Origin of the sequence: Bacillus cereus group sp. MYBK220-1 (assembly GCF_051916445.1) — a bacterium.
Classification (GTDB): domain Bacteria; phylum Bacillota; class Bacilli; order Bacillales; family Bacillaceae_G; genus Bacillus_A; species Bacillus_A cereus.
This window is the reverse complement of sequence record NZ_JBQAGQ010000004.1, coordinates 91,485-114,025: the sequence shown is the minus strand read 5'-3', so window position 1 is coordinate 114,025 and position 22,541 is coordinate 91,485. Positions and strand designations below refer to the sequence as shown.

Here is a 22,541-nt window from a genome sequence, read left to right as displayed (position 1 = left end):
GGTGATAATCTATATGAAAAAAATCTTGTCTATTTTACTATTGCTTGTATTGTCAATTTCTTCCTTAGGAGTAACAACATCCCATGCGGAAGAAAAAATACATATTGAGGCGGCGGCTGCACTTTTATTTGATGCAGATACAGGAAAAATACTTCACGAGCAAAATCCAGATGAATTGCTAGCTATTGCTAGTATGTCAAAATTAATTGTTGTTTACGCTGTTTTAGAAGCAATTAAAGAAGGAAAAATCACATGGGATACGAAAGTAAATATTTCTGATTACGCTTATGAAGTCTCTCGTAATAATGAATTCTCTAATGTACCGTTCGAAAAAGGACGTCAATATACTGTAAAAGAATTATATCATTCTATTGTTATATTCTCTGCAAATGGATCTAGTATTGCTTTAGCAGAACTTCTTGCAGGAAGTGAGAAAAACTTCTTAAATCTTGCAAATGAACATGCTAAAAAGCTAGGCTTAAAGAAATATAAATTTGTAAACGCTACTGGCTTAAATAACGCTGACTTAAAAGGAAAACATCCTGAGGGTACTGATCCAAATGCAGAAAACTCTATGTCAGCTCGTGATATGGGTATGCTTTCAAAAGCAATGATTACAAAGTATCCAGAAATGCTAGAGGATACAAAACAAAGATTTAGAAACTTCCCAGACAATCACCCAAAACCAATTCGTATGGAAAACTGGAATTGGATGTTACCAGGAGCTGCTTTCGCTTATGAAGGTACTGATGGTTTAAAAACCGGAAGTTCTGATACAGCTGGATACGGATTTACCATTACTGCTAAACGTGGTGATGTACGTCTTATCTCGGTTATTATTAAAACAAAATCAATGGATGAACGTTTCACGGAATCTCGTGAATTAATCGAATATGGATTTAATAACTTTGAAAAACAAAAACTAAAAGTTAGTAAAAACAATACAATCTCTGTAGTAAAAGGGAAAGAAGACCAAGTAACTGTTGCACCCGAAAAAGAAATAACAGTAATTGCGAAAAAAGGTAGCAAAGAGCCTTATAAAATTGGAACTGAATTAGATAAATCTCTTTCTGAAGATGGACATTTAGTTGCTCCTATTAAGAAAGATACCAAAGTAGGCTCAATTACTTTAGAATCAACTGATAAATATGGTTTCTTAGACGGTAGTAAAAGTATGAAAGTTACTGCAAAAACGACAGAGGAAGTTGAAAAAGCAAATTGGTTTGTGTTAACAATGCGCTCTATTGGTGATTTCTTCTCAAACTTATGGTCTAAAGTTTTTTAATAAAAAAGCTGGCTCACGCTAGCTTTTTTTATTTTCCACTCTCAATGTAAAACTTCGTTTGGTTGTCATATCTGAGTCCTTTTCCTCATACGTATGAACTAGTAATTGTTACACACTTCATCTAGAGATAAAGTGAAACTTTAATCAGTGGGGGAATCCCCCGCTGATTATTAGTTGAACCAATCGGGCGTTTACGGGCAGTTTGATCTCCCATCTAATTTCTTTACTTCAACCAAATTTTAGGGCAGGAGTCTTACTGCCTGTTAATGCGGGATAAACCTCTTTCCAAAAGGTATTACAAAAAGAGAGGTGACACATAATGGGCGTTATTGCTTATAACGAAGAAGATGTAAAGTTGTTGGCTAGACTGATGCGTGCTGAAGCCGAAGGAGAAGGGCAACAAGGAATGTTAATGGTCGGAAACGTTGGGGTAAATCGTGTCCGCGGAAATTGTTTAGACTTTAAAAGCATTCGTAATTTACGTCAAATGGTTTATCAAAACCCCGGCGGTTTTGAAGCAACGCAAAAAGGATATTTTTATCAACGGGCACGCGAACAAGATATTGCCCTAGCGAGACGGACCATTCAAGGGCAACGTTTTTGGCCTGCCAACTTTGCCTTATGGTTCTTTAGACCTGAAGGTGCATGTCCACCAACTTGGTATAACCAACAAAACTCTGGTCGCTTTAAAAAGCACTGCTTCTTCCAGCCATCTGCTGGAGACTGCCCTAGCGTATATTAAGGAATAAAAATGAGGAGGGATTTTTGAATGGCACAGCAACAAAATCCGTACTATGGAACAGGTTTTTATCAACCATCTGGAACTTATGTACAACCGCAACAAATGACTCAACAACAGCAGCAAGCGATGCAACAACAAACAGCTCAAGCTGCGCAAGCTCAATATGCAATTTCTCAAGGCATGTTACCTCTAGAGCAATCCTATATTGAAAATATCCTTCGTTTAAACAAAGGTAAGCAAGCTACGGTTGTAATGACCTATGAACGTGGCAGTTCCCTTGGCACACAATCTTATACAGGTATTATTGAAGCAGCTGGCCGTGACCATATCGTTATTAGTGAACCGCAATCAGGAAAACGCTATTTACTACTAATGATCTACTTAGATTACGTAGAATTTCCAGAAGAAATTACGTATTTACCTAGTCAACAAGCAACTTATACTCCAAGACCATAAAAAAAGCTGGCAAATGCCAGCTTTTGTTTTTTATAATCCTTTTACAACTGCAGTCCCTACTAGAATCCACGCCACAATAAACGCTACACCACCAAGAGGTGTAATTGGACCAAAGAACTTAATACCTGTCGTACTTAATGCATACAAACTACCTGAGAACATAATAATTCCAGCTACCATTAGCCAACCAGCAGTAGTTAAAAGTGCTGATTGAACCTTATCCATCAATAAAGCAACTACGAATAGTCCACCTGCATGAAACATTTGATATGTAACGCCTGTTTTCCACACTTCTAACATTTTTGCAGAAATTTTATTTTCTAAACCGTGTGCTCCAAAGGCCCCTAACGCAACAGATAGCCCCGCTGCAATACAACCTAGTAAAAAGAAAATTTTCATCTTAATTCCCCTTTTTTACCTTTATCATAAGCAATTTTTTCATATAAGCCAAACGATTTATCTTCTAAAAATCAAATAAAGAGTTACCGTTTGCATCACTTTCTTTTATATATACTGGCTCTCCAGAAACAGGTGCAATTGGTTGCATAGTTGTTACTGGTTGTGATTCAATTACTTGCGATGGAATTTGCGGTTCTCTATATGTAGATGTTTCAACTTGTTCATCTAATAATAAGTCACATAAAGCACGCACAACTAATAAATGTTCTTTTGACTTTTGTCCTTCACTACTTTTCGCCTTCGCAATTTCATTCGCCATTTTATTTAAAATCTTGCCGCTAGATATTTGCATTCCTTATCACCTCGTACTTTGTAATTCTTTCTCGAATTGTCCCAATTTCTCTACTGAACCAAATACTATTATCATATCACGTTCTTTCAATTTTTCCTGCCCTGCTGGATTATGTATAATATCCCCATTTCTTGAAATCGCTAATATTGTTACATCAAACTGATTCCTTACATTACTCTCTAGTAACGATTTACCAACTAATATTGAATCTTTTCCAACTAGAATTTCTTCAATGACAAATGACTGTTCTATTCCATACAACACTGTATCAATATAATGAACGGTTAATGGATTTGCAATACCTTTTGCGATATGAATACCCGCCATACTAGATGGATTAATAACCTTATTTGCACCGGCACGCCTTAATTTCTCTTCAGTTTCTGGCTTTTCAGATCTCGCCACAATTTTAATCGTATCGTTTAACCCTCTTGCTGTTAATGTAATAAATACATTTTCGGCATCATTTGCAACAATAGCAACTAAACCAGCTGCTTTTAAAATTCCGGCATTATGTAATACTTGATCTTCCGTTGCATCTCCATGTACAAATAAAAGCTTTTCCTGCTCCAATATACTTTCATCTTTATCAACAACGACAAATGGAATATTCTTTTCTTGCAATTCATGTACAACTTGAAGCCCCACTCTACCGCAACCACATACTATAATATGATTTTTCAACTGCGCTATTTGTTTATCCATCTTCTTCCTCCGTACTGCATGAAATAAATTCCCTTCAATAATCATAGCGGCCACTACCCCAATTGCATACGTAACAATACCTACGCCAACAGGAATAATAAGAAGCGCAAATACTTTCCCCGCTTGCGTTACAGGAACAGCATCTCCGTATCCAACAGTCAATACAGTAATCATTGTCATCCAAAATGCTTGAAACAAACTAATCTCTTCAATCGTCATAAATCCTATCGTTCCTAGAATTACAACAAAAGTCATACATATAACTGCTATCCATAATTGCTTACGTGCATTCATACCGTGTTTCAACTCTTTTCTCTATCTACAATCTTTGCCAGTGGAAATAAAATACGTATATACTAGATACGGAATCTATGAAAGAGGTTGATATAATGAAGACATTTCTTTCCGCCTTACAATGGGCACTATTTATTTTAGCTGGAAGCCTTATTGTACCAATTAGTGTCGCAACTAGTTATGGTCTTGATGGTGCTGAAGCTATCGCATTCGTACAAAGAACGTTATTTGTTCTAGGTTTTGCTGGTCTCTTGCAAGCTATATTTGGGCATAAACTTCCTATTCAAGAAGGTCCTGCTGGCCTTTGGTGGGGAATTTTCTCCCTTTACGCAAGTTTAGGCGTCGTGCTATTTGGATCAAGCAATGAGACACTTAAAGTTCTTCAATATGCTTTCTTATTAAGCGGTATTATTTGTATTATTCTTAGCGTTTTTGGACTTATTGATAAACTTGTTCGCTATTTTACACCGACAGTCATTGGAACGTATTTATTTCTTCTTGTCGCGCAGCTTAGTGGCTCCTTCTTAAAGGGAATGTTTGGCCTTGATGGAAAACATACAGAAGTACAACCTAACGTATTTATTCTTTCACTCATTGTTATTTTACTATCCTTTTTCATCATGAAGCTACCTATTATTGGACAATATTCCGTTCTTTTCAGTATCGTATGCGGCTGGATATTATTCGCATGTTTCGGATTATCTAATCCAATAACACCAGTGACAGACATAATCCGTTTTCCATCCTTATTTGTTTTCGGAATGCCTCGTGTTGAATGGAACATGGTAATTACGGTCATTTTCGTTACACTCTTACTTCTAACAAATATGTTAGCAAGTATTCGCGTTGTACAAAAGGTTGTCTCTAAATATGAAGAAAACGCTGCATCAGATCGTTTTAAACAAGCTGGCATTATAACAGGAATCAACCAATTGCTAGGCGGCCTATTTTCAGCTATTGGGCCTGTCGCTATTTCTGGATCAGCAGGTTTTATTGCAACGACTAATATTTATAAACGTCTCCCGTTTATATTAGGGTCAAGCTTTATTATTGTCGTTAGTATATTTCCAAAGATTACTTCATTCTTTGCGGCAATCCCTGTTGCAGTTGGTTATGCCGCTATTTATCCTGTATTCGCAAGCATGATTGGTCTCGCCTTTCGAGAATACGAAACTGTCCAGGATAAAGAACGATTATTTAAAGTAGCCGGTCTTTCAATCTTTACAGGAGTCGGAGTTATGTTTGTTCCAGCAGGAGCATATTCCACACTTCCACCATTTCTAGCATCGTTTTTAAGTAATGGTCTCGTTCTTGGATCTGTAATGGCAATCTTGCTAGAAATACTATTTTCTCGTTCCGCTGCAAAACAAATATCTTAAATTGGAAAACTTCCATTATTGCACTCTACCTTTAGAGTTGTTACGATAAAATCAAACTTTAATCATTGGGGTTTTATTCTTCCCCAATGATTATTAACCAATATTATGAGCAACAACTCATAATAATTTATCTACTTCTTTTCAAAGAGGTTTGATGTCTTACTATTATTCCTCAACATCTTCATGAACATGTATTTTGATTTCAATTAAAGAAAGGAATTTTCTATATGACTTATAAAATGATTGTTTTAGATTTAGATGATACTTTATTACGTGATGACCATACTATTTCACCTCGTACGAAAGAAGCGTTAATGACTGCACAAGAGCAAGGTGTAAAGGTTGTACTTGCTTCTGGACGTCCAACGTTTGGTATGCGCAATGTAGCCAAAGAACTTCGTTTAGAAGAATACGGCAGTTTCATTCTATCTTTTAATGGTGCAAAAATTATTAACTGTAAAACAAACGAAGAAATCTTTAGTAGTACGCTATCTCCTGAAATCGTTCACAACCTATTTGAAATTAGTCAAACTGAAGATGTATGGATTCATACTTATATGGGCGATGATATCGTAACGGAAGAAAATAATCCTTATACTGAAATTGAGGGCGATATTACCGGTATGCCAATTGTTGTAGTAGATGACTTTAAAGCCGCAGTTAAAGAGCCTGTAGTAAAAGTATTAATGAATAAAGAGGCTGAACGCCTTGTTGAAGTTGAAAAGAAACTACAAAAACAACTAGAAGGCCAATTAAGCGTGATGCGTTCGAAACCATTCTTCTTAGAATTTACAGAAGCCGGTGTTACAAAAGGAACGAGCTTAAACAAACTGATTCAAAAGCTTGGCATTAAGCGTGAAGAAGTTATCGCAATGGGCGATAGCTATAACGACCAAGCAATGATTGAATTTGCTGGTCTTGGCGTTGCAATGGGAAATGCACCTGATGATATTAAAGAAATTGCAAACTACGTAACAGATACAAATATGAACGATGGTGTTGCAAAAGTTGTAGAGAAATTCGTTTTAAAAACGGATGTACTTGTTTAATATTTTCATTCACAAAACCTATTTGAAGTCAAATACTTCAAATAGGTTTTTATTTAAATTCTCATGCTTTTGTGACTATATTTTGAACTTTGCACTATTCTCGTAGTGTAAACTTTCTTTTTGTATATAATGAAACAAAATAGACTATTTTATTTTGAAAAAGAATACAAATTTACTATATACAAGCATACGTTAAAGGAGGCTACTTTATGTTATCTACACCAATCGGACGATTAAGAGCAATTGGACTAGTTGAAGGTATTTCTTTCCTATTACTATTATTTGTAGCAATGCCATTGAAATATTTCGCAGGATTTGCAACAGCTGTTAAAATTACAGGCATGGCTCATGGTGTTCTATTTATTCTATTCATCTTTGCAGTAATTCAAGTAACAATCGTACACCGTAAATCAATTTTATGGGCACTTGGAGCATTCGTTTCATCAGTTATCCCATTTGGTACTTTTGTACTAGATGCAAAATTAAAGAACGAGCAACAATGATAATAAAAAGGTAGTTAACAACTGTTAACTACCTTTTCTATTTATAAATTTGGAATTTCCCAATCAATTTCTCTTTCGCCCATATTAGCTAAAATCGTATTTATTTTAGAATATGGCTTACTACCAAAGAAACCACGTCTTGCCGATAATGGGCTTGGATGTACAGATTCGATAATATGATGATTCGGATTCGTAATTAATTTCTTCTTCGCCTGCGCATGGCGCCCCCACAATATGAAAATAACTGGCTTTTCACGTTCGTTCAACAGTTCAATTACACGATCTGTGAAGTGCTCCCATCCTTTTCCCTTATGAGAATTTGCTTCGCCTTGACGAACTGTTAATACGGTATTTAGTAATAATACTCCTTGTTCCGCCCATTTTACTAAATAACCGTTATTCGGGATTTCATAACCATATTCATCTCGAAGTTCTTTATACATATTTAACAATGACGGTGGTGTTTTAACACCAGGTTGCACAGAAAAGCTTAAACCATGCGCTTGATTCGGTCCATGATATGGATCTTGCCCTAAAATGACAACCTTTGTATTTTCATAACTTGTATACTGAAGAGCGTTAAAAATATCTTCTACCTTCGGATAAACAACATGCGTGCTGTATTCTTCTGTCAAAAAACTGGATAGAGTAAGATAATACTCTTTCTCGAATTCTGGTGCCAATAGTGGCTCCCAATCATTCTTTAAAACATTTTCCATACTGTCACTTCCTGTCTAATTAATTCACCATATCCTGTCTTGTAAATACTACGAACGAAATAACAAGAGAAACAACTGCCCAAACAGTTAAATTCATCAAAGAAAATCCCATCGATAAACCTTGTAATGCAGGTAATTTTCCTGATAAATAATCCGTTAATGATAAATTCACACTAAAAATATATTTGGCGCCTTCCCAAGATGTTGCGAACGAGCTTAAAATACCGCCTGCAATTAATGCAGCTAGCATAACGCCCATACCAGCTGGTGTATTACGAATTAAAACAGAGACCATAAATGATATAGTTCCGACAACGATAGCAACAAACCAGGCTAGTCCATACGCCATTAAGATGTATTGCCACTGCGGAATAAGATGCACAAAGTTCGTATTTAACGTTTCCTTATCAATGACGAATCCTGTTAAAACAGGTAAATTCCATCCCGAGTACCCAAATACAAGCCCTGATAATATGTAAGCAAACAAACCTACAAGAAACAGTATGAGCGAAATGAAAAATAACATCGTCACGTATTTACTAAGGAGTATTTTCCAGCGCCGAATCGGCCGCGTAAGTAACATCTTCATCGTCCCATCACTTCGTTCTCCTGAAACGATATCAATGGCGACAATCATTACGAGAAGCGGAATAAATAATGTAATTCCTTGTTCAATAAATGCTCTGACAAAAGTCGGTGCACCCGGTGCCATCGGATTAATATCATGATCTAAATAATATTGTTGTTGCTCAACTCTTACCTTTAACCAATCACGCCATTCTTCTGGCAACCTAGAATTGTTCAACCGGTTCTGAGAATCAACAATTTGCTGTTGCAATGAAACCTTCCAATCAGTTGTACCGAGTCTTTTTTGTGTCGTTTCTATTTCACGATACTGCGCATACACAAAAAGCGGGATCAAGATTGCTAAAATAAGCATGACAACAAAAATACGTTTCTTGCGGTAAATCTTTTCTGATTCATTTAAAACTAGATTCGCAAATTCACGCATGCTGCTCACCCCTTGTGAGTTCAATAAATAAATCTTCTAGCGTAAATACAAGCTCCTTAACGCTATGTACATCTATTTCATTTGCGACAAAGTGTTTATTCCAACTACTTATAGATGCAATATCCATGCGGCATAGTAATCGATCGCCTTCTACACTCACTTCCCTTACTTCTTCGGCCGCTTCTAGCATATCTTTCGCCTTAGAAATCGGTGTAACAATCCATTCTACACGATCACTTGCTGTTTTAATTAATTCTTCAACCTTGGCAACTGTTATCATCTTTCCTTTATGAATAATAGCAACGCGATCGCATATCATTTGCACTTCACTTAGCAAGTGGCTTGAAATAAACACGCTCATATTTTCTTCTTTTACAAGCTTATGTATAAATTCCCTAAGTTCTCTAATCCCTGCTGGATCTAAACCATTCGTTGGTTCATCTAATATGAGCAATTTCGGATTTCCAAGGAGCGCCTGCGCAATTCCAAGGCGTTGTTTCATACCAAGTGAGTACGTTTTTACCTTGTCATGAATTCTTTCATCTAAATGAACCATTTCAGCAATTTCAATAATACGTTCATCTGATATATCACCTAACATACGAGCAAATTGCTTTAAATTTTCCCATCCCGTTAAATATGTATACAACTCTGGGTTTTCAACGATACTCCCAATTTGACGCATCGCTTCTCTGAAATTTTCCTTAATCGAATAACCACCGATAGAAATCGTACCTTCTGTCGCCTTAATCAATCCGACTAACATTCGAATCGTAGTCGTCTTTCCAGCACCATTTGGTCCTAAGAACCCGAACACTTCTCCTTGCTTTACATCAAAGGAAATATTCTCTACAAGAGTCTTCTTTCCAATTACCTTCTTCAAGTCTCGTACGGAAAGTATCGTCGTCATTTTACCCCTCCTTGTTCTAATTTTAATTTACTTACAACATTTTGAACTAAACGTTCTGCCATATACGTATAACCTACTTCGTTCGGATGAAAATGATCAGAGTATAATAAATCTTTCCCGCGGTTTTGGAATAAATCAAATGTCGGTGTAATATACACATTTTTATCGTTTAGCGCTAATTTCTCTAAAGATGCATTCCAGTCCACAACAATGTTTGAAGACCCTTTTAAATCTTCTACATCTTCAAAAGGATTGTATAAACCAAGCCAAAAAATCGGACTATCTGTATTTAATTTACGAATTTCTTCTATAATTTTCTTTGCTTCATTTTGAAACGTCTCTGTGTCAGGACGATACGTCTCTAAATCTATTTTCCCAAGTGATTCCCAGCCTGGGAACAAATCATTTCCACCAATCGTTAACACAATTACATCTGCTTGCTTAATTGAATATTGAGCGCCATTACTTTCAATTTGTTTTAATAAATCGGGCATTTTTGCACCACTAACTGCTAAATTTGTTAATGCAATTTTTTGCTTATAATCTTTTTGTAAATCCTCTTTCATTCGCCCAACATAGCCAATTCCTTCTTTATCACCAACACCACGCGTTAATGAATCACCTAAACTAACGATTTGTAACGTTCCCGTTTTCTTTTTCTCTTTTGCCACTACATCGGTCTTTTTAATTAAATTTGAAGCTTTCGGATTTAATACATCATTTACACCTGAAACAAAGCCATATGCAAATAAACAGAAAGATGCAATTGTAATGAGTAGAATTACTTTTACTACTTTTGATCTCATATCAAAACCCCTTTTAGCCCTCATAGATTGTCCATAATTATACCAAACGAAATTTTGAAAAGCGATTTTCACACCTTCTCAATTATGTCGTTTCTCTATCTATTAACTCTGGTAATAACTCTATATGCTTCACATCTAATTTCTCTTCATTAATCTTTTCATATAATAATTCAAACGCTTTTACTCCAACGTTTTTACTAGAATGCGAAATCGTCGTTATACCCAATATATCTGCCACCTCTTGATCATCACACCCGATAATCGTAATATCCTCTGGAATACGAATTCCTTGTTTTTTTGCTTCTGTAACCATCCCCGCTGCAATATGGTTACAAGATACAAGGAACGCTGTCGGTTTTACTGACATATGAGCCCATTCTCTAATTACATTGCGTCCATCTTCCACTGTAAAACAACCTTCAAATTTCCAGGTCTCTAACGGTGTTACGATACTCTGTTGAAGCGAATCTTCATACGCCTTCTTTCGTCTTTGGCTATTAACACTATTACTTCTTCCAATACAATATCCAATACGTGTATGACCGGCATCTATTAAGCTTTTCATCCCACGTGAAAATACTTTGTAGTAATCGATATGTACACTTGAAATGCATTTTGAATCTATTTCTTCACACATAACAATCGGGCCGAATTTCGTATATTCTTCAAGCTTCTCCTTACTATTTGTCCGAGAACAAATAATAACCCCATCAAGCTTTTTCATTTTTAACATATTCAAAATTTCTAGTTCTCTTTCTTCACTATGATTCGTCTGGCAAAGCATCATATTATAATTATTCTTTGCTGTCTCTTTTGATATCCCCTCGATAATAGCGCTATAATATTGATCATTTACGTGTGGCAATAAAACGCCAATTACATTCGTTTTTCCTTTCACTAAATGAATTGCATTCACGTTTTGCGTGTAATTTAATTCTTCTATAATCGCTAAAATTTCTTTTCGTTTCTGTTCATTTACGTACGGATGATTATTTAGTACACGTGAAACAGTTGAAACAGATACTCCAGCAAGTTCAGCAATCTTTCTTATATTTGTCATCTCATTTTCCCCTTCTCACAAAAATTCTCCCTTGACCTGGTAAGCTTTCCACAATATATCCTTTCCTAGCAAATACATTTAGAAAGGATATACAACTATGCTTCGATTCAAATTAGAATATATATTTTTCATTGGCGGTTTACTCATTCTTGCCATCGGTATTAATATGATGACGACAATTACTTCCTTTGGACTTAGCCCTTATGATTCCTTCTTTATTGCACTATATCAAAATTTTGGGATAAGTATTGGTTTTTGGATTTTCATGATTAACTTTGCCTTTACACTTATCGTACTCTTTTGGAATAAAAAACAAATTACAATCGGTACAATTGTAACGATGGTTCTTATTTCTCTTTTTGTTGATTGGATTGGTTCCATTACAACTATTATGGACGCTATCCGCTCTCTTCCAAAATATATAACACTTATTTGCGGAAATCTATTCGTTGGAGCTGGAATTGGTCTTTACGTCTCTACAAACCTTTGTGCAGCGCCTCAAGAAGCTTTCGTTTTAACGGTTGCCGAGAAGAAAAAATGGACGTTTAGAAGAACAGAGATTTCATTAGCCTTTTTATTTTTAACGTTAAGCTTTTTATTAGACGGACCTATCTATTTTGGAACAATCATCTTATCCTTTACAACAGGCTGGATTATCCAAGCATTTATTCAAGTTGGTACGCAGATTTTAAATAGAAAAGAGCCTATTAAGCAAGCTGCTTAATAGGCTCTTTCTGTTTTATGGTAAGAGATACTACTTAGCATCCCCTTCAATTCGATAGTTCGCTTTCAAACAATCTATTTCTTCATACCCTTGCAACGTATGTAGAATATAATCATAATCAGCAAGAGACGCACGATGCGTTACAATTACAATTTCAGCCTTTCCTTTCTCTTCAAGCGGCATTTGAATAATTTTCTCAAAGCTAACTCCGCGCTCAGAGAACAATGAAGTAATTTTTGCAAATACACCAATTTCGTCTTTTACATGCAGTCTTAAAAACTTTTTCACGACAATTTCGTCTGGCTCTTTTAATACTTTTTGATATTGTGGGACTACAGCACTATTTCCTGTTACCCCTAATCTAATATTTTGCATTACAGCAACTAAATCCGAAACAACAGCTGTAGCTGTCGGTAAACTTCCTGCGCCTGGTCCATAAAACATCGTTTCCCCAACTGCTTCACCGTACACATACACAGCGTTATATTCATTTTGTACTGCTGCAAGAGGATGTGTATTTGGAAGTAAAGTTGGTTCAACTGTAACCTCCAATTTTTCACCATCTCGTTTTGCAAGACCGATTAATTTAATTGTATAACCTAAGCTCTTACTGTATTCAATATCTTCCTCTGTAATAGAGGTAATACCTTTTACTTTCACATCTCCAAGCTCTACATTTGTAGAGAAACCGAGGGTAGCTAAAATCGTCATTTTTCTTGCTGCATCTAAACCTTCTACATCTGATGTTGGATCTGCTTCTGCAAATCCAAGTTGTTGGGCTTCTTTTAACACGTCGTTATATGCTCTCCCTTCGTCTGACATTTTCGTCAAAATAAAATTTGTTGTTCCATTTACAATTCCCATTACTTTCGTAATAAGATCTGAAGAAAGTCCTTCTACGATACTGCGTAAAATTGGAATTCCCCCTGCCACACTCGCCTCATAGAATAAATCAGCCTTATTATCTTTTGCTGTCGCTAATAATTCAGCTCCATGTAATGCCATTAAGTCTTTATTTGCAGTTACAACATGCTTTCCGCTTTTTAAAGCTTGTAAAATATATGATTTTGCATCATCAATGCCACCCATCACTTCAATAACAACATCAATATTTGGATTATCTAAAATTTCATTTGCATCTTGTGTTAATAGAGTAGAAGGTACCTCTACCTCTCTCTCTTTCTCAATGTTTTGCACTAATACTTTCGTTACCTTCACTGGACAACCTACTTGGTGTATGAGTCGTTCTTGATGATCCGTAATAATACGAACCACACCACTGCCAACTGTCCCAAGACCTAATAACCCAACTTGAATTTCTTTCATAGTACTGTCCACCCCTCAAAAATTGTGTTTAGATGAAATTATATGAGTAAAAAATCTGAAAAACAATATATTTTGAACATTCGGAAAAATAAAGGTTAATCTTTACAAGGAAAACGTTGCCACGTGTTACACAATCTTTCTTTACAATATATAAGGGGTTTCTTGATACACGTAATAATTCAACCAATTAGAAAACAATAAATTACCATGACTCCTCCACCTAACAAGCGGCTTTTCATCTGGATTATTATGTTTAAAATAGTTTTTTGGCACATCAATATTTAATCCCTTGTCACGATCTCGTTCGTATTCTTGTTTTAACGTCTCACAACTATATTCGCTATGTCCAAGGGCAAACACTTGCCTTCCTTCTGACCCAATAACAAGGTGAACACCTGCTTCTTCAGAGTTTGCTAACAATGTTAATTCTTTCACTCCTCTAATATCATTCTCTCGTACTTCTGTATGACGAGAATGCGGAGCAAAAAACAATTCATCAAATCCTTGTAATAATTTCACATGTTGCTCGCAAACTTCATGTTCAAATACACCGAACACTTTTTCCTTAAGGGGATACTTTGGAACACCATAATGATAGTACAAGCCAGCCTGTGCCCCCCAGCAAATATGGAGCGTAGATGTTACATTCGTTTTTGAATACTCCATAATATGTTTAAGCTCTTCCCAATAATCTACCTCTTCAAAAGCAAGGGTCTCCACTGGCGCTCCTGTAATAATGAGCCCATCAAACTTTTCATTTTCAATATCACGAAACGTTTTATAAAAGCTTGTTAAATGTTCTTGCGTTACATTACGCGATAGATGTGATTCCATATGAAGCAAATGAACATCTAATTGTAACGGTGTGTTTCCAATTAAGCGAAGTAATTGCGCCTCTGTATCTTGTTTCGTTGGCATTAAATTTAATATAGCAATTTTTAAAGCACGTATATCTTGTGTTTCTGCCCGCTCCTTCGTCATTACAAAAATATTTTCTTTTTGCAACACTTTGCGAGCCGGTAAATCTTTATCAATTATGATCGGCATGTGTTTTGCCTCCAACTAGAGCTGCTTCCAAATCTGCAATAATATCAGAAACATCTTCTATACCAACCGATAAACGAATTAAATCAGATGTAACACCCGCTAAACGCTGATCTTCAGCATTTAATTGTCTATGCGTCGTACTAGCAGGATGTATAACGCAAGTTCGTGCATCAGCTACGTGCGTTACAAGAGTTGCTAGTTTTACATTTGCGATAAATTCTTTTGCTGCTTCTAATCCGCCTTTAATACCGAAAGTTAAAACACCACTAGCACCTTTTTTCAAGTACTGTTGTGCTAATGAGTAATTTTCATTACTATCTAAGCCTGGATAATTCACCCATTCAATACGTTCATGATTAGCAAGCCACTTAGCAACTGCAAGAGCATTTTCACTATGACGTTCCATTCGTAAATGCAATGTTTCTAAGCCAATATTGCTAATATATGCATTGAATGGGCTCATACAATTTCCATAATCTCTTAATAGCTGAACACGTGCTTTCACAATATACGCTGCTGCACCAAAGTTTTGAACGTAACTTACACCGTGATAACTTGGATCTGGTTCAACAAGTTCAGGATACTTTCCATTTGTCCAATCAAAGTTTCCACCGTCAATTACAATACCGCCTAAGGAGCTCGCATGCCCATCGATATACTTCGTCGTAGAATGAACAATAATATTTGCCCCATGTTCAAACGCCTGGCATAAATAAGGAGTTGCTAATGTATTATCAACGATAAAAGGTACCTCTAATTCTTTAGCGGCAGCTGAAAATTCTTTAAAATTTAAAACATTCATCGCTGGATTTCCTAACGATTCTGCATAGATAAGTTTCGTCTTGTCATTAGCAAGCGCCGTGATTTCATCTGCCGTTAAATTTGGATTAAAGAACGTAACATCAATGCCAAGCTTACGTAAACTCACCCCAAATAAATTAAACGTTCCCCCGTAAACAGTTGAAGAGCAAAGTAAATGGTCTCCACTACTACAAATATTTAAAACTGCGAGCATAATAGCTGCTTGCCCAGAAGCCGTTGCAACAGCTCCTACACCGCCTTCTAAATCTGATAACTTCTGCTCAAATGCTGCTAGAGTAGGGTTTCCAATACGTGTATAAATATATCCTTCTGCCTCTAAGTTAAATAGAGCTGCTAAATCATCCGAAGTATCGTATTTATACGTTGTGCTTTGATAAAGTGGTAAAACACGTGGTTCACCATTCTTTGGCGTATAGCCACCTTGCACACAAATTGTTCCTTTTCCCCATGATTCTCCCATCTCTCATTCTCCTTTCTTTTATACAAAATAAAAAACTGCCCCTTTCCTGAAAACAAGAAAGGAGCAGTTTGAAAACACGCTCTAAAGGCTCTTTCTTATCTCTCAGGATTACTACCTGCAGGATTTGGCACAATTCCGTTATACGGCTGTTGCCAAGGTTTCATCGGGCCTGTCCCTCCACCTTTTCTTGATAAGACTATGCAATTACCGTTGATTTTATAGCAATAATTTCCTAATGTCAAACAGTTTTTCTGAATGTTCTAAAATAAATGTTAACAGTTTCATATAAAGCAACAAAAGAAATATATTCTAGTCTATTTCAAAAAAGACCTTTAAAAACCTCAAATCAGTCTATAAAATTAAATAAGTAATTTAACCTATAAATTCAAATTCCCCAAAAGTTAGCCTATATGTTGAATAGGCCATCTTCTCAAAAAGATACTATATATATTCAATCCATTTTTCACTAGTATATTTCACTTTTTTCCCTACTAAGATTTACATAACGGAGGTATAACATGACAAATAAAAAAGATATGCATTACATACTTGCTCTATATGGCATTCTTCTAGGATCTATAGTAGGAGCTACAGTCTGGTTATTTTTAGTCACAATAAATATTGGAATCCACTTTATTTGGGGATACTTGCCTGAAGTTCTCTCTTTTCCCTCTTATTACACCCTTTGCGTAACAATAATTGGCGGGGTCCTTGTTGGTCTATCACAAAAACATTTCGGTACATACCCACGCCTTATGCCTGAAGTGATGGCTGAATATAAAAAAACTGGTCGAATCGAATATCGCTTTGTCCATCGGGCTACTTTAACAGCGATTATTGTTTTAATTTTCGGTGCTAGTCTTGGTCCAGAAGCCGCACTAGTTGGAATTATAGGCGGACTGTGCACATGGGTAGGGGATCGCTTTAAATTTGCCTTAAAGGGTATGAATGAGCTAACCGAGATCGGAATTGGCGCTACTTTAAGTGTCATTTTTAACGCACCATTATTCGGTTATTTAGCACCAAATGAAAATGAGGGGGAACAAATTGCTGCTTTTTCTAAAGGAAAAAAAGCGATTGTATACTTAGCTACTACTTTCGCAGGTTTTTCTGTTTATTTACTACTGAGTAAACTTGATAATCGTGGATCCTTTATTGTTGATTTCGGGGAAGGTGCACTTTCTTTCAATGAATGGATTGCATTTCTTCCACTTGCTAGTATCGGCGCTATAGTTGGTTTCTTTTATTTCAAGTTAGAATTCACATTAGAAAAGTTAATTCACCCTTTTAGAGAATACAAGCTGACACTCGGAATTATCGGTGGTATTTTATTAGGAATCGGGGGAACTTTTCTTCCGTACACATTATTTTCAGGGGAACATCAATTAAAAGAATTAGTTGTTGAATGGAGCCATTTATCTTTTTGGATACTACTTCTTTCAGGGATTTTAAAGTTGTGCATTACTGCCGTTTGTTTGAACACAGGGTGGCGAGGTGGACATATCTTCCCAATTATATTTTCTGGTTCAAGTATCGGATACGCTGTAGCATCTATTCTTCCTATAGATCCAGTAGCATCTGTTGCCATCGTAACGACAGCAATTTCAAGCTATGCGTTACGAAAGCCAATAGCTATAACATTACTATTACTTATGTTTTTCCCGCTTAATTTACTATTGCCCATGCTTGGTGCAGCTGCTATCGGGAATGCCTTTCCACTCCCAAAACATAACGAAAATAAAAATTAATAAAAATAGGCAGTGGGGACGAAAGCTCCACTGCCTATTTTTATTACACATGCTGCTTTAATAAAGCTTCTAACTCCTCAAAATTATGCACTTCATATGTCGGTATAATCCCACTATCATTTAATTTTCTTTCTGGATTAAACCAACAAGTATCAATTCCCGCTACATATCCACCTTTAATATCAGCGCTTAACGAATCCCCAATAATCAGCCCTTCTTCAGGTGCAAAGTTAGGAATCCGTTCAAAAACATAATCAAAATACTCTTTCATCGGTTTTTGAAAACCTGTATCTTCCGAAACAAAGACATCTTTAAATAATGAATGTAACCCTGTATTACGCAAACGTTTATCTTGCGTCTTAGAAACACCATTTGTCACTATATACAATTCATACTCCCCTTGAATTTGATTTATAAATTCAAACGCACCTTGCATGAGTTGATTTCCTTCTTCTAAGTAGTTACGATAATTATTTTCGAATAATATTCCATTTACTTCTTCTCCATACTCTTTAAACAACAGAGAGAATCGTGTATTTACAACTTCATTGCGTGATAGTTCACCTTTTTCAAAAGCATCCCAAAGACCTTTATTTATTTTTTTATAACGAGCCTCTATCTCGTCTGTTAAAGGGATTCCCTTCTCTTCAAAAAGTACCCGTAAAGCCACTTTTTCAGCCTTTTGGAAGTCTAGTAATGTATCATCTACATCAAATAACAATGTTTTATATTTTTTCATAAATTCATCACACTCTCTTTTCTACAAAAACAAATTTACATAAATCGTATCATTCCTTCTTGTAAAGATAATAGGAGATATCTCATACTATACATAGGGGTGAAAATATGAAAATCAGCAAAAATGAGGAAGAAATTTATCAATACATGCGAATCCATCAATTCCATACCCTATTTTCATTTCATGTCTTGCCATATGTAGAGCTGCATTCTTTTCAAACGAAAGAGATGATATGTAGCGAAGGAAATGCTCTTCCTTATCTCTATTACTTAATTTCTGGGAGAGCCAAAATATATATGAGTCATAAAAACGGGAAGGTTTCATTAATTAATTTTATTCAAGCACCATCTTTTATCGGAGAATTAGGATTAATAGGAGTAGAAAATATTACTAAGTCCGTTGAAGTACTAGAAGATTGTGTGTGTTTGGCACTTCCTCTTAAAGATTGTCAGCAACTTTTATTACAAGATGCAACGTTTTTACAGCACTTATGTAAATTTATTGGAGAAAAGACAATTACTCGCACTGAAAATTACGCAAAAAACTATAGTTATCCTTTTGAAAATCGATTAGCTGCTTTTATTTTATTAACAGAGCAAAATAATTGTTATATAGAAAAGCATACCGAGGCCTCGGAATATTTAAATGTCAGCTACCGTCATCTTTTATATGTATTAAATCAGTTTTGCCAACAAAATTATTTAAGAAAAGAAGGCCGAACATATTATATACAAGATCGAAATACATTAGAAAAGCTTGCTGATGAACTAAAAATATAAAAAAGCAGCATTAACGTTTACATGTTAATGCTGCTTTTTTCGAGTGACGATTATAATTTTAATTAAAATTTACTTGCTACTTTAGCTGCTTCTTCAAGACCTGCAGCGATGATTTCTTCTGCTTTATCTGGGAATTGGTTATGCCCTTCAATAACTACTGTTTCCATGTTTGTTGCGCCGAAGAAGCCCATCATACTTGCTACATATTTAACAGCCATTTCTACCTCAGCTGCTGGACCTTCTGAATATACGCCGCCTCTTGCATTTAATAATGCAATCTTCTTATCTCCAATTAGGCCAACTGGACCCTCTGGCGTATATTTAAACGTTTTACCAGCACGGTTTAAATAATCAATATATGTGTGCAATACTGCTGGAATCGTTAAGTTCCATAATGGGAAGCCGAAAACAACTTTATCAGCTTCTAGGAATTGATTTAAATACTTATCAGCAACTGCTACTGCTTTTGCTTCTTCTTCTGTTAAATCAAATCCTTTACCTACCTTGAATGTACCATTGATCATGTCTACGCCTACGTATGGTAATTCTTCTTTATATAAATCAAGTTCTACTACTGTATCATTTGGGTGTGCTTCTTTATAGTTTACTAAAAATGCCTCATATAATTTTACACTAACTGCTTGTTCCGCTGGACGGTTATTTGCTTTAACGAATAAAACTGTTGCCATTATTTATTCCTCCTAGTACTCACTCTTATGTTGTTATATGCTTTCAAAAAAGGTATCCCTTGTAATTGTTGTTTTGTTGCTTACAAACATATTTTATCTTTATATAAAGACAATTTCGTCCTCACATAGACGTATTTTTCCATAAAAAAAGTCCACCTTCTAAAGGCGAACTTGGTCTTACGACTTTCGTCTTATACAATTCCATTTTTAACTGCATATAATGCCGCTTGCGTACGATCAGATAAATTCAACTTACTCAAAATGCTACTTACATGCGCCTTAACCGTCTTTTCTGTAATAACTAAAACAGATGCAATTTCCTTATTGCTCATCCCTTTCGCTAATAGCTGCAATACTTCATTTTCTCTCGCTGTTAGCACATCCACTTGAATAGAAGGTTCTTCTTCCTTTTCTTCTACAGGTAATGTTTGAGAGAGAAGAGCATTTGCTATATCCGGATGTAATTGAATATTACCTTTATATGCGCTTCGAATAGCCTCAACAAGCTGATCTGGTTCTACATCTTTTAAAATATACCCACTTGCTCCAGCCCTTAATGCAGGTAACACATGCGCCTGATCAGAAAAGCTAGTTAATACAATTACTTTCACATTTGGATACTCTTTTTTTATATATGCCGTCGCCTCAACACCATCCATTTCAGGCATATATAAATCCATTAATATAACATCGGGATTTGTTTCTCCTACTTTCACTAACGCTTCTTTCCCATTATTCGCTTCTCCAACTAACTCTAAATCTTCCTGTGTACTTAAGAAAAATGCTAATCCTTTTAAAACGACTGTATGATCATCAACTAACAATACTTTTATTTTCACAAACTTCCCTCATTTTCACATCATAATGGTACATTTACTTTTACGCTCGTTCGTTTATTACTACTTACAATTTTAATTGTTCCACCAACTAATTCTACTCTTTCACGCATCGTAGTCATACCTAGTGATTTCTTTTCTTTTATATTCTTTTCCACAAAGCCCTTTCCCTGATCAACTATTTCTAATGATACATTTTTCTCATTCACTGTAAAATAAATCGTCGCTTCTTTTACACCTGCATGCTTACTTACATTGTTCAGTGCTTCTTGGCCTATGCGCCACAAGGCTTCTTCTACTACACGAGGTAAATCACGAACACCCGTAACTTGCTCCCTAATTTTCAGTCCCAAATTTTCACCGTACTGCTTTAGAGCTGGCAATAATCCTTTTTCTAATCCTGCCGGACGAAGCTGCCAAATTAATGTCCTCATTTCTTTCAAAGCTCCTTGCGCAAGTTCACGCATCTCATGCAAAGATTGATCTACCTTTTCATTTTTACCTTTTAAAACTGCCTCGGCGCCTTTTGTCATGAAGGTTAATGAAAATAATTTTTGCGAAACAGAATCATGTAAATCTCTTGCTAACCGATTTCTTTCTTCCATTCGTACAAGTTCACGGCGCTGCTCGTTTAACCTCAAATTCTCTATTATTAACGAAACATGGTTCGATAATGCTTGAATTACATCTATTGTATTAGCATCAAACTCTCCATTATTCAAACTAACACATAAAACACCAAATATATGGTTTTGAATATGTATTGGTGTAGCAATAACAGCTCGATTTAGATGTACATTATGTCCTATTTGATGTTTTATTAGAACTGGTTCATCTTGTTCTAACGCCTTCTTGGCCGCCTCTTTTACATCCTCTTGTAACTCTTCCTGAACGTAAGACGCTCGCAGAGATAATTCTTTTTCCTCCCTAATAAAAAGCGCTACTTGATTCCATTGAAATACTTCACCTACGTGATTTACCACCTTTTCAGGTAGTACATTAAACTTATGAATCATTTTTAAATCTTGAATGAAACGCTCTAATTTCACATAATAATGTGCTCTTCTCTTTTCATTTTCATATAATTTTGTTCGCTTTAAAGCCGTACCAATTTGGAAGGCAACCGATTGGAGTAATACTAATTCTTCTTCTGAAAAATGTGTTTTACCCGGACTTGCAACATTTAACACCCCAAATTTTTCTCCCCCAGCTTTTAAAGGAACCGTAGCATGATGAAGAATGCCCTCCGTATCCCCCCAATTATATTCAACTGCATTATTAATTCTTTTACATTCAATAATATTAACGGCTCTCTCTAATTTTCCATCTACAAAACCTCGTAAACACCAACATTCACCTTCGCACATCGGGCGTTTATTTTTATATGTAAGTGCCTCTGGTAATTGATAATCAATTAACTTCGTATACTTCCCATTTTCATCCGCAAGAAAAATCCATCCTGTCGTTAAACCTGTTACACTTAGCAATTTCTCGAGGACAGCTTGCAATACATGATATGTATCATTTGATGTATTTAATGTTTCTGCAATTTCCTTTAATATAACTAATTCATTCGTACGATTATCTCGAAACATACTCATTCTCCTGCATACAAGATTTTAAATAGCTCTTAAAATAAATCATCTACTTTTCACTTTGTACTTATTCGTAACATTGATATAATGGTGAAAACATAGTTT

Annotated in this window: 24 protein-coding genes and 1 riboswitch; of the genes, 9 read left to right on the top strand and 15 right to left on the bottom strand. The window is 35.7% G+C overall.

Translation table 11 applies throughout. The features are described 5' to 3' along the window. The first annotated feature begins 13 nt into the window (after positions 1–13). The 3 genes from ACTFRU_RS18210 to gerQ all read left to right on the top strand — a co-directional run bounded on the left by ACTFRU_RS18210 (position 14) and on the right by gerQ (position 2,483). Positions 14–1,285 (top strand): serine hydrolase, encoded by a 1,272-nt coding sequence (locus tag ACTFRU_RS18210; protein WP_025709658.1) that lies wholly within the window; start codon positions 14–16, stop codon positions 1,283–1,285. A 319-nt stretch (positions 1,286–1,604) separates the two neighbouring features. Continuing rightward, the gene (gene cwlJ / locus ACTFRU_RS18205) at positions 1,605–2,027 is read left to right on the top strand and encodes a cell wall hydrolase CwlJ (protein WP_000538167.1); all 423 of its coding nucleotides are present in this window, start codon (positions 1,605–1,607) and stop codon (positions 2,025–2,027) included. 27 nt (positions 2,028–2,054) lie between these two features. After that, positions 2,055–2,483: a spore coat protein GerQ gene (gerQ, locus tag ACTFRU_RS18200; RefSeq protein WP_000068652.1), complete on the top strand. Its 429-nt coding sequence runs from the start codon at positions 2,055–2,057 to the stop codon at positions 2,481–2,483. 30 nt (positions 2,484–2,513) lie between these two features. Here gerQ and ACTFRU_RS18195 read toward each other — a convergent pair whose 3' ends face one another. From ACTFRU_RS18195 to ACTFRU_RS18185, 3 genes are all read right to left on the bottom strand, one after another. Continuing rightward, a complete protein-coding gene (locus ACTFRU_RS18195; RefSeq protein WP_025709657.1) occupies positions 2,514–2,882 on the bottom strand; it encodes a DUF423 domain-containing protein in 369 nt (122 codons plus the stop codon). A gap of 64 nt (positions 2,883–2,946) precedes the next feature. Next, positions 2,947–3,234 (bottom strand): YwdI family protein, encoded by a 288-nt coding sequence (locus tag ACTFRU_RS18190; RefSeq protein WP_025709656.1) that lies wholly within the window; start codon positions 3,232–3,234, stop codon positions 2,947–2,949. Between the two features lie 6 nt (positions 3,235–3,240). Further along, the gene (locus tag ACTFRU_RS18185) at positions 3,241–4,233 is read right to left on the bottom strand and encodes a potassium channel family protein (RefSeq protein ID WP_000993980.1); all 993 of its coding nucleotides are present in this window, start codon (positions 4,231–4,233) and stop codon (positions 3,241–3,243) included. A 95-nt stretch (positions 4,234–4,328) separates the two neighbouring features. Between ACTFRU_RS18185 and ACTFRU_RS18180 the strand changes: the two genes are divergently transcribed. The 3 genes from ACTFRU_RS18180 to ACTFRU_RS18170 all read left to right on the top strand — a co-directional run bounded on the left by ACTFRU_RS18180 (position 4,329) and on the right by ACTFRU_RS18170 (position 7,164). Then, complete coding sequence (locus tag ACTFRU_RS18180; protein ID WP_000847034.1) at positions 4,329–5,612, top strand: purine/pyrimidine permease; 1,284 nt, start codon at positions 4,329–4,331, stop codon at positions 5,610–5,612. Between the two features lie 227 nt (positions 5,613–5,839). After that, positions 5,840–6,661 (top strand): Cof-type HAD-IIB family hydrolase, encoded by an 822-nt coding sequence (locus ACTFRU_RS18175; protein ID WP_000221395.1) that lies wholly within the window; start codon positions 5,840–5,842, stop codon positions 6,659–6,661. A 209-nt stretch (positions 6,662–6,870) separates the two neighbouring features. Then, positions 6,871–7,164, top strand: coding sequence for a DUF3817 domain-containing protein (locus ACTFRU_RS18170; protein ID WP_000953396.1), 294 nt, complete (start codon positions 6,871–6,873; stop codon positions 7,162–7,164). A 41-nt stretch (positions 7,165–7,205) separates the two neighbouring features. Here ACTFRU_RS18170 and ACTFRU_RS18165 read toward each other — a convergent pair whose 3' ends face one another. The 5 genes from ACTFRU_RS18165 to ACTFRU_RS18145 are packed head-to-tail and all read right to left on the bottom strand — an operon-like array spanning position 7,206 to position 11,671. Next, positions 7,206–7,883: a uracil-DNA glycosylase gene (locus ACTFRU_RS18165; protein WP_000432519.1), complete on the bottom strand. Its 678-nt coding sequence runs from the start codon at positions 7,881–7,883 to the stop codon at positions 7,206–7,208. 19 nt (positions 7,884–7,902) lie between these two features. Further along, a complete protein-coding gene (locus ACTFRU_RS18160; protein WP_001206477.1) occupies positions 7,903–8,895 on the bottom strand; it encodes an ABC transporter permease subunit in 993 nt (330 codons plus the stop codon). After that, positions 8,888–9,805 carry an ABC transporter ATP-binding protein gene (locus ACTFRU_RS18155; protein ID WP_000207717.1) on the bottom strand — a complete coding sequence of 306 codons (918 nt, stop codon included), beginning with the start codon at positions 9,803–9,805 and terminating at the stop codon, positions 8,888–8,890. The genes ACTFRU_RS18160 and ACTFRU_RS18155 overlap by 8 nt, the downstream gene beginning before the upstream one ends. Next, positions 9,802–10,683, bottom strand: coding sequence for an SGNH/GDSL hydrolase family protein (locus ACTFRU_RS18150; protein WP_002022849.1), 882 nt, complete (start codon positions 10,681–10,683; stop codon positions 9,802–9,804). Before ACTFRU_RS18150 ends, ACTFRU_RS18155 begins: the two co-directional genes overlap by 4 nt. A gap of 10 nt (positions 10,684–10,693) precedes the next feature. Then, positions 10,694–11,671, bottom strand: coding sequence for a LacI family DNA-binding transcriptional regulator (locus tag ACTFRU_RS18145; RefSeq protein WP_440037739.1), 978 nt, complete (start codon positions 11,669–11,671; stop codon positions 10,694–10,696). A gap of 97 nt (positions 11,672–11,768) precedes the next feature. On the opposite strand from ACTFRU_RS18145, the gene ACTFRU_RS18140 reads away from it, so the two are divergent. After that, entirely contained in the window at positions 11,769–12,395 is a 627-nt protein-coding gene (locus ACTFRU_RS18140; RefSeq protein WP_000943411.1) for a YczE/YyaS/YitT family protein, read from the top strand. Positions 12,396–12,425: 30 nt separating this feature from the next. Here the strand turns inward: ACTFRU_RS18140 and ACTFRU_RS18135 are convergent, their stop codons facing one another. The 3 genes from ACTFRU_RS18135 to ACTFRU_RS18125 form a co-directional block, all read right to left on the bottom strand. Then, positions 12,426–13,721 (bottom strand): homoserine dehydrogenase, encoded by a 1,296-nt coding sequence (locus ACTFRU_RS18135; protein WP_000659109.1) that lies wholly within the window; start codon positions 13,719–13,721, stop codon positions 12,426–12,428. 141 nt (positions 13,722–13,862) lie between these two features. Then, positions 13,863–14,768, bottom strand: coding sequence for a homoserine O-acetyltransferase MetA (gene metA, locus ACTFRU_RS18130; RefSeq protein ID WP_006921973.1), 906 nt, complete (start codon positions 14,766–14,768; stop codon positions 13,863–13,865). Next, the gene (locus tag ACTFRU_RS18125; RefSeq protein WP_000504780.1) at positions 14,752–16,050 is read right to left on the bottom strand and encodes a bifunctional O-acetylhomoserine aminocarboxypropyltransferase/cysteine synthase; all 1,299 of its coding nucleotides are present in this window, start codon (positions 16,048–16,050) and stop codon (positions 14,752–14,754) included. Before ACTFRU_RS18125 ends, metA begins: the two co-directional genes overlap by 17 nt. A gap of 92 nt (positions 16,051–16,142) precedes the next feature. Further along, positions 16,143–16,247, bottom strand: a riboswitch (SAM riboswitch). Positions 16,248–16,568: 321 nt separating this feature from the next. Between ACTFRU_RS18125 and ACTFRU_RS18120 the strand changes: the two genes are divergently transcribed. Continuing rightward, positions 16,569–17,798, top strand: coding sequence for a chloride channel protein (locus ACTFRU_RS18120; RefSeq protein WP_046393124.1), 1,230 nt, complete (start codon positions 16,569–16,571; stop codon positions 17,796–17,798). A gap of 43 nt (positions 17,799–17,841) precedes the next feature. Here ACTFRU_RS18120 and ACTFRU_RS18115 read toward each other — a convergent pair whose 3' ends face one another. Further along, complete coding sequence (locus ACTFRU_RS18115; protein WP_044306625.1) at positions 17,842–18,537, bottom strand: YjjG family noncanonical pyrimidine nucleotidase; 696 nt, start codon at positions 18,535–18,537, stop codon at positions 17,842–17,844. Between the two features lie 107 nt (positions 18,538–18,644). Between ACTFRU_RS18115 and ACTFRU_RS18110 the strand changes: the two genes are divergently transcribed. After that, positions 18,645–19,316: a transcriptional regulator YeiL gene (locus ACTFRU_RS18110; protein WP_000703327.1), complete on the top strand. Its 672-nt coding sequence runs from the start codon at positions 18,645–18,647 to the stop codon at positions 19,314–19,316. A gap of 62 nt (positions 19,317–19,378) precedes the next feature. Here ACTFRU_RS18110 and ACTFRU_RS18105 read toward each other — a convergent pair whose 3' ends face one another. The 3 genes from ACTFRU_RS18105 to ACTFRU_RS18095 all read right to left on the bottom strand — a co-directional run bounded on the left by ACTFRU_RS18105 (position 19,379) and on the right by ACTFRU_RS18095 (position 22,436). After that, a complete protein-coding gene (locus tag ACTFRU_RS18105; protein WP_000246744.1) occupies positions 19,379–20,005 on the bottom strand; it encodes an FMN-dependent NADH-azoreductase in 627 nt (208 codons plus the stop codon). A 191-nt stretch (positions 20,006–20,196) separates the two neighbouring features. After that, positions 20,197–20,844 carry a response regulator gene (locus tag ACTFRU_RS18100; protein ID WP_000695799.1) on the bottom strand — a complete coding sequence of 216 codons (648 nt, stop codon included), beginning with the start codon at positions 20,842–20,844 and terminating at the stop codon, positions 20,197–20,199. Between the two features lie 20 nt (positions 20,845–20,864). Then, the gene (locus ACTFRU_RS18095; RefSeq protein WP_098905895.1) at positions 20,865–22,436 is read right to left on the bottom strand and encodes a GAF domain-containing sensor histidine kinase; all 1,572 of its coding nucleotides are present in this window, start codon (positions 22,434–22,436) and stop codon (positions 20,865–20,867) included. Positions 22,437–22,541: the final 105 nt, after the last annotated feature.

Bases quoted from the DNA above. Each gene is read 5' to 3' on its own strand.
- ACTFRU_RS18210 (WP_025709658.1), top strand. From the start codon at position 14: ATGAAAAAAATCTTGTCTATTTTACTATTGCTTGTATTGTCAATTTCT.
- cwlJ (WP_000538167.1), top strand. From the start codon at position 1,605: ATGGGCGTTATTGCTTATAACGAAGAAGATGTAAAGTTGTTGGCTAGA.
- gerQ (WP_000068652.1), top strand. From the start codon at position 2,055: ATGGCACAGCAACAAAATCCGTACTATGGAACAGGTTTTTATCAACCA.
- ACTFRU_RS18195 (WP_025709657.1), bottom strand. From the start codon at position 2,882: ATGAAAATTTTCTTTTTACTAGGTTGTATTGCAGCGGGGCTATCTGTT.
- ACTFRU_RS18190 (WP_025709656.1), bottom strand. From the start codon at position 3,234: ATGCAAATATCTAGCGGCAAGATTTTAAATAAAATGGCGAATGAAATT.
- ACTFRU_RS18185 (WP_000993980.1), bottom strand. From the start codon at position 4,233: ATGAATGCACGTAAGCAATTATGGATAGCAGTTATATGTATGACTTTT.
- ACTFRU_RS18180 (WP_000847034.1), top strand. From the start codon at position 4,329: ATGAAGACATTTCTTTCCGCCTTACAATGGGCACTATTTATTTTAGCT.
- ACTFRU_RS18175 (WP_000221395.1), top strand. From the start codon at position 5,840: ATGACTTATAAAATGATTGTTTTAGATTTAGATGATACTTTATTACGT.
- ACTFRU_RS18170 (WP_000953396.1), top strand. From the start codon at position 6,871: ATGTTATCTACACCAATCGGACGATTAAGAGCAATTGGACTAGTTGAA.
- ACTFRU_RS18165 (WP_000432519.1), bottom strand. From the start codon at position 7,883: ATGGAAAATGTTTTAAAGAATGATTGGGAGCCACTATTGGCACCAGAA.
- ACTFRU_RS18160 (WP_001206477.1), bottom strand. From the start codon at position 8,895: ATGCGTGAATTTGCGAATCTAGTTTTAAATGAATCAGAAAAGATTTAC.
- ACTFRU_RS18155 (WP_000207717.1), bottom strand. From the start codon at position 9,805: ATGACGACGATACTTTCCGTACGAGACTTGAAGAAGGTAATTGGAAAG.
- ACTFRU_RS18145 (WP_440037739.1), bottom strand. From the start codon at position 11,671: ATGACAAATATAAGAAAGATTGCTGAACTTGCTGGAGTATCTGTTTCA.
- ACTFRU_RS18140 (WP_000943411.1), top strand. From the start codon at position 11,769: ATGCTTCGATTCAAATTAGAATATATATTTTTCATTGGCGGTTTACTC.
- ACTFRU_RS18135 (WP_000659109.1), bottom strand. From the start codon at position 13,721: ATGAAAGAAATTCAAGTTGGGTTATTAGGTCTTGGGACAGTTGGCAGT.
- metA (WP_006921973.1), bottom strand. From the start codon at position 14,768: ATGCCGATCATAATTGATAAAGATTTACCGGCTCGCAAAGTGTTGCAA.
- ACTFRU_RS18125 (WP_000504780.1), bottom strand. From the start codon at position 16,050: ATGGGAGAATCATGGGGAAAAGGAACAATTTGTGTGCAAGGTGGCTAT.
- ACTFRU_RS18120 (WP_046393124.1), top strand. From the start codon at position 16,569: ATGACAAATAAAAAAGATATGCATTACATACTTGCTCTATATGGCATT.
- ACTFRU_RS18115 (WP_044306625.1), bottom strand. From the start codon at position 18,537: ATGAAAAAATATAAAACATTGTTATTTGATGTAGATGATACATTACTA.
- ACTFRU_RS18110 (WP_000703327.1), top strand. From the start codon at position 18,645: ATGAAAATCAGCAAAAATGAGGAAGAAATTTATCAATACATGCGAATC.
- ACTFRU_RS18105 (WP_000246744.1), bottom strand. From the start codon at position 20,005: ATGGCAACAGTTTTATTCGTTAAAGCAAATAACCGTCCAGCGGAACAA.
- ACTFRU_RS18095 (WP_098905895.1), bottom strand. From the start codon at position 22,436: ATGTTTCGAGATAATCGTACGAATGAATTAGTTATATTAAAGGAAATT.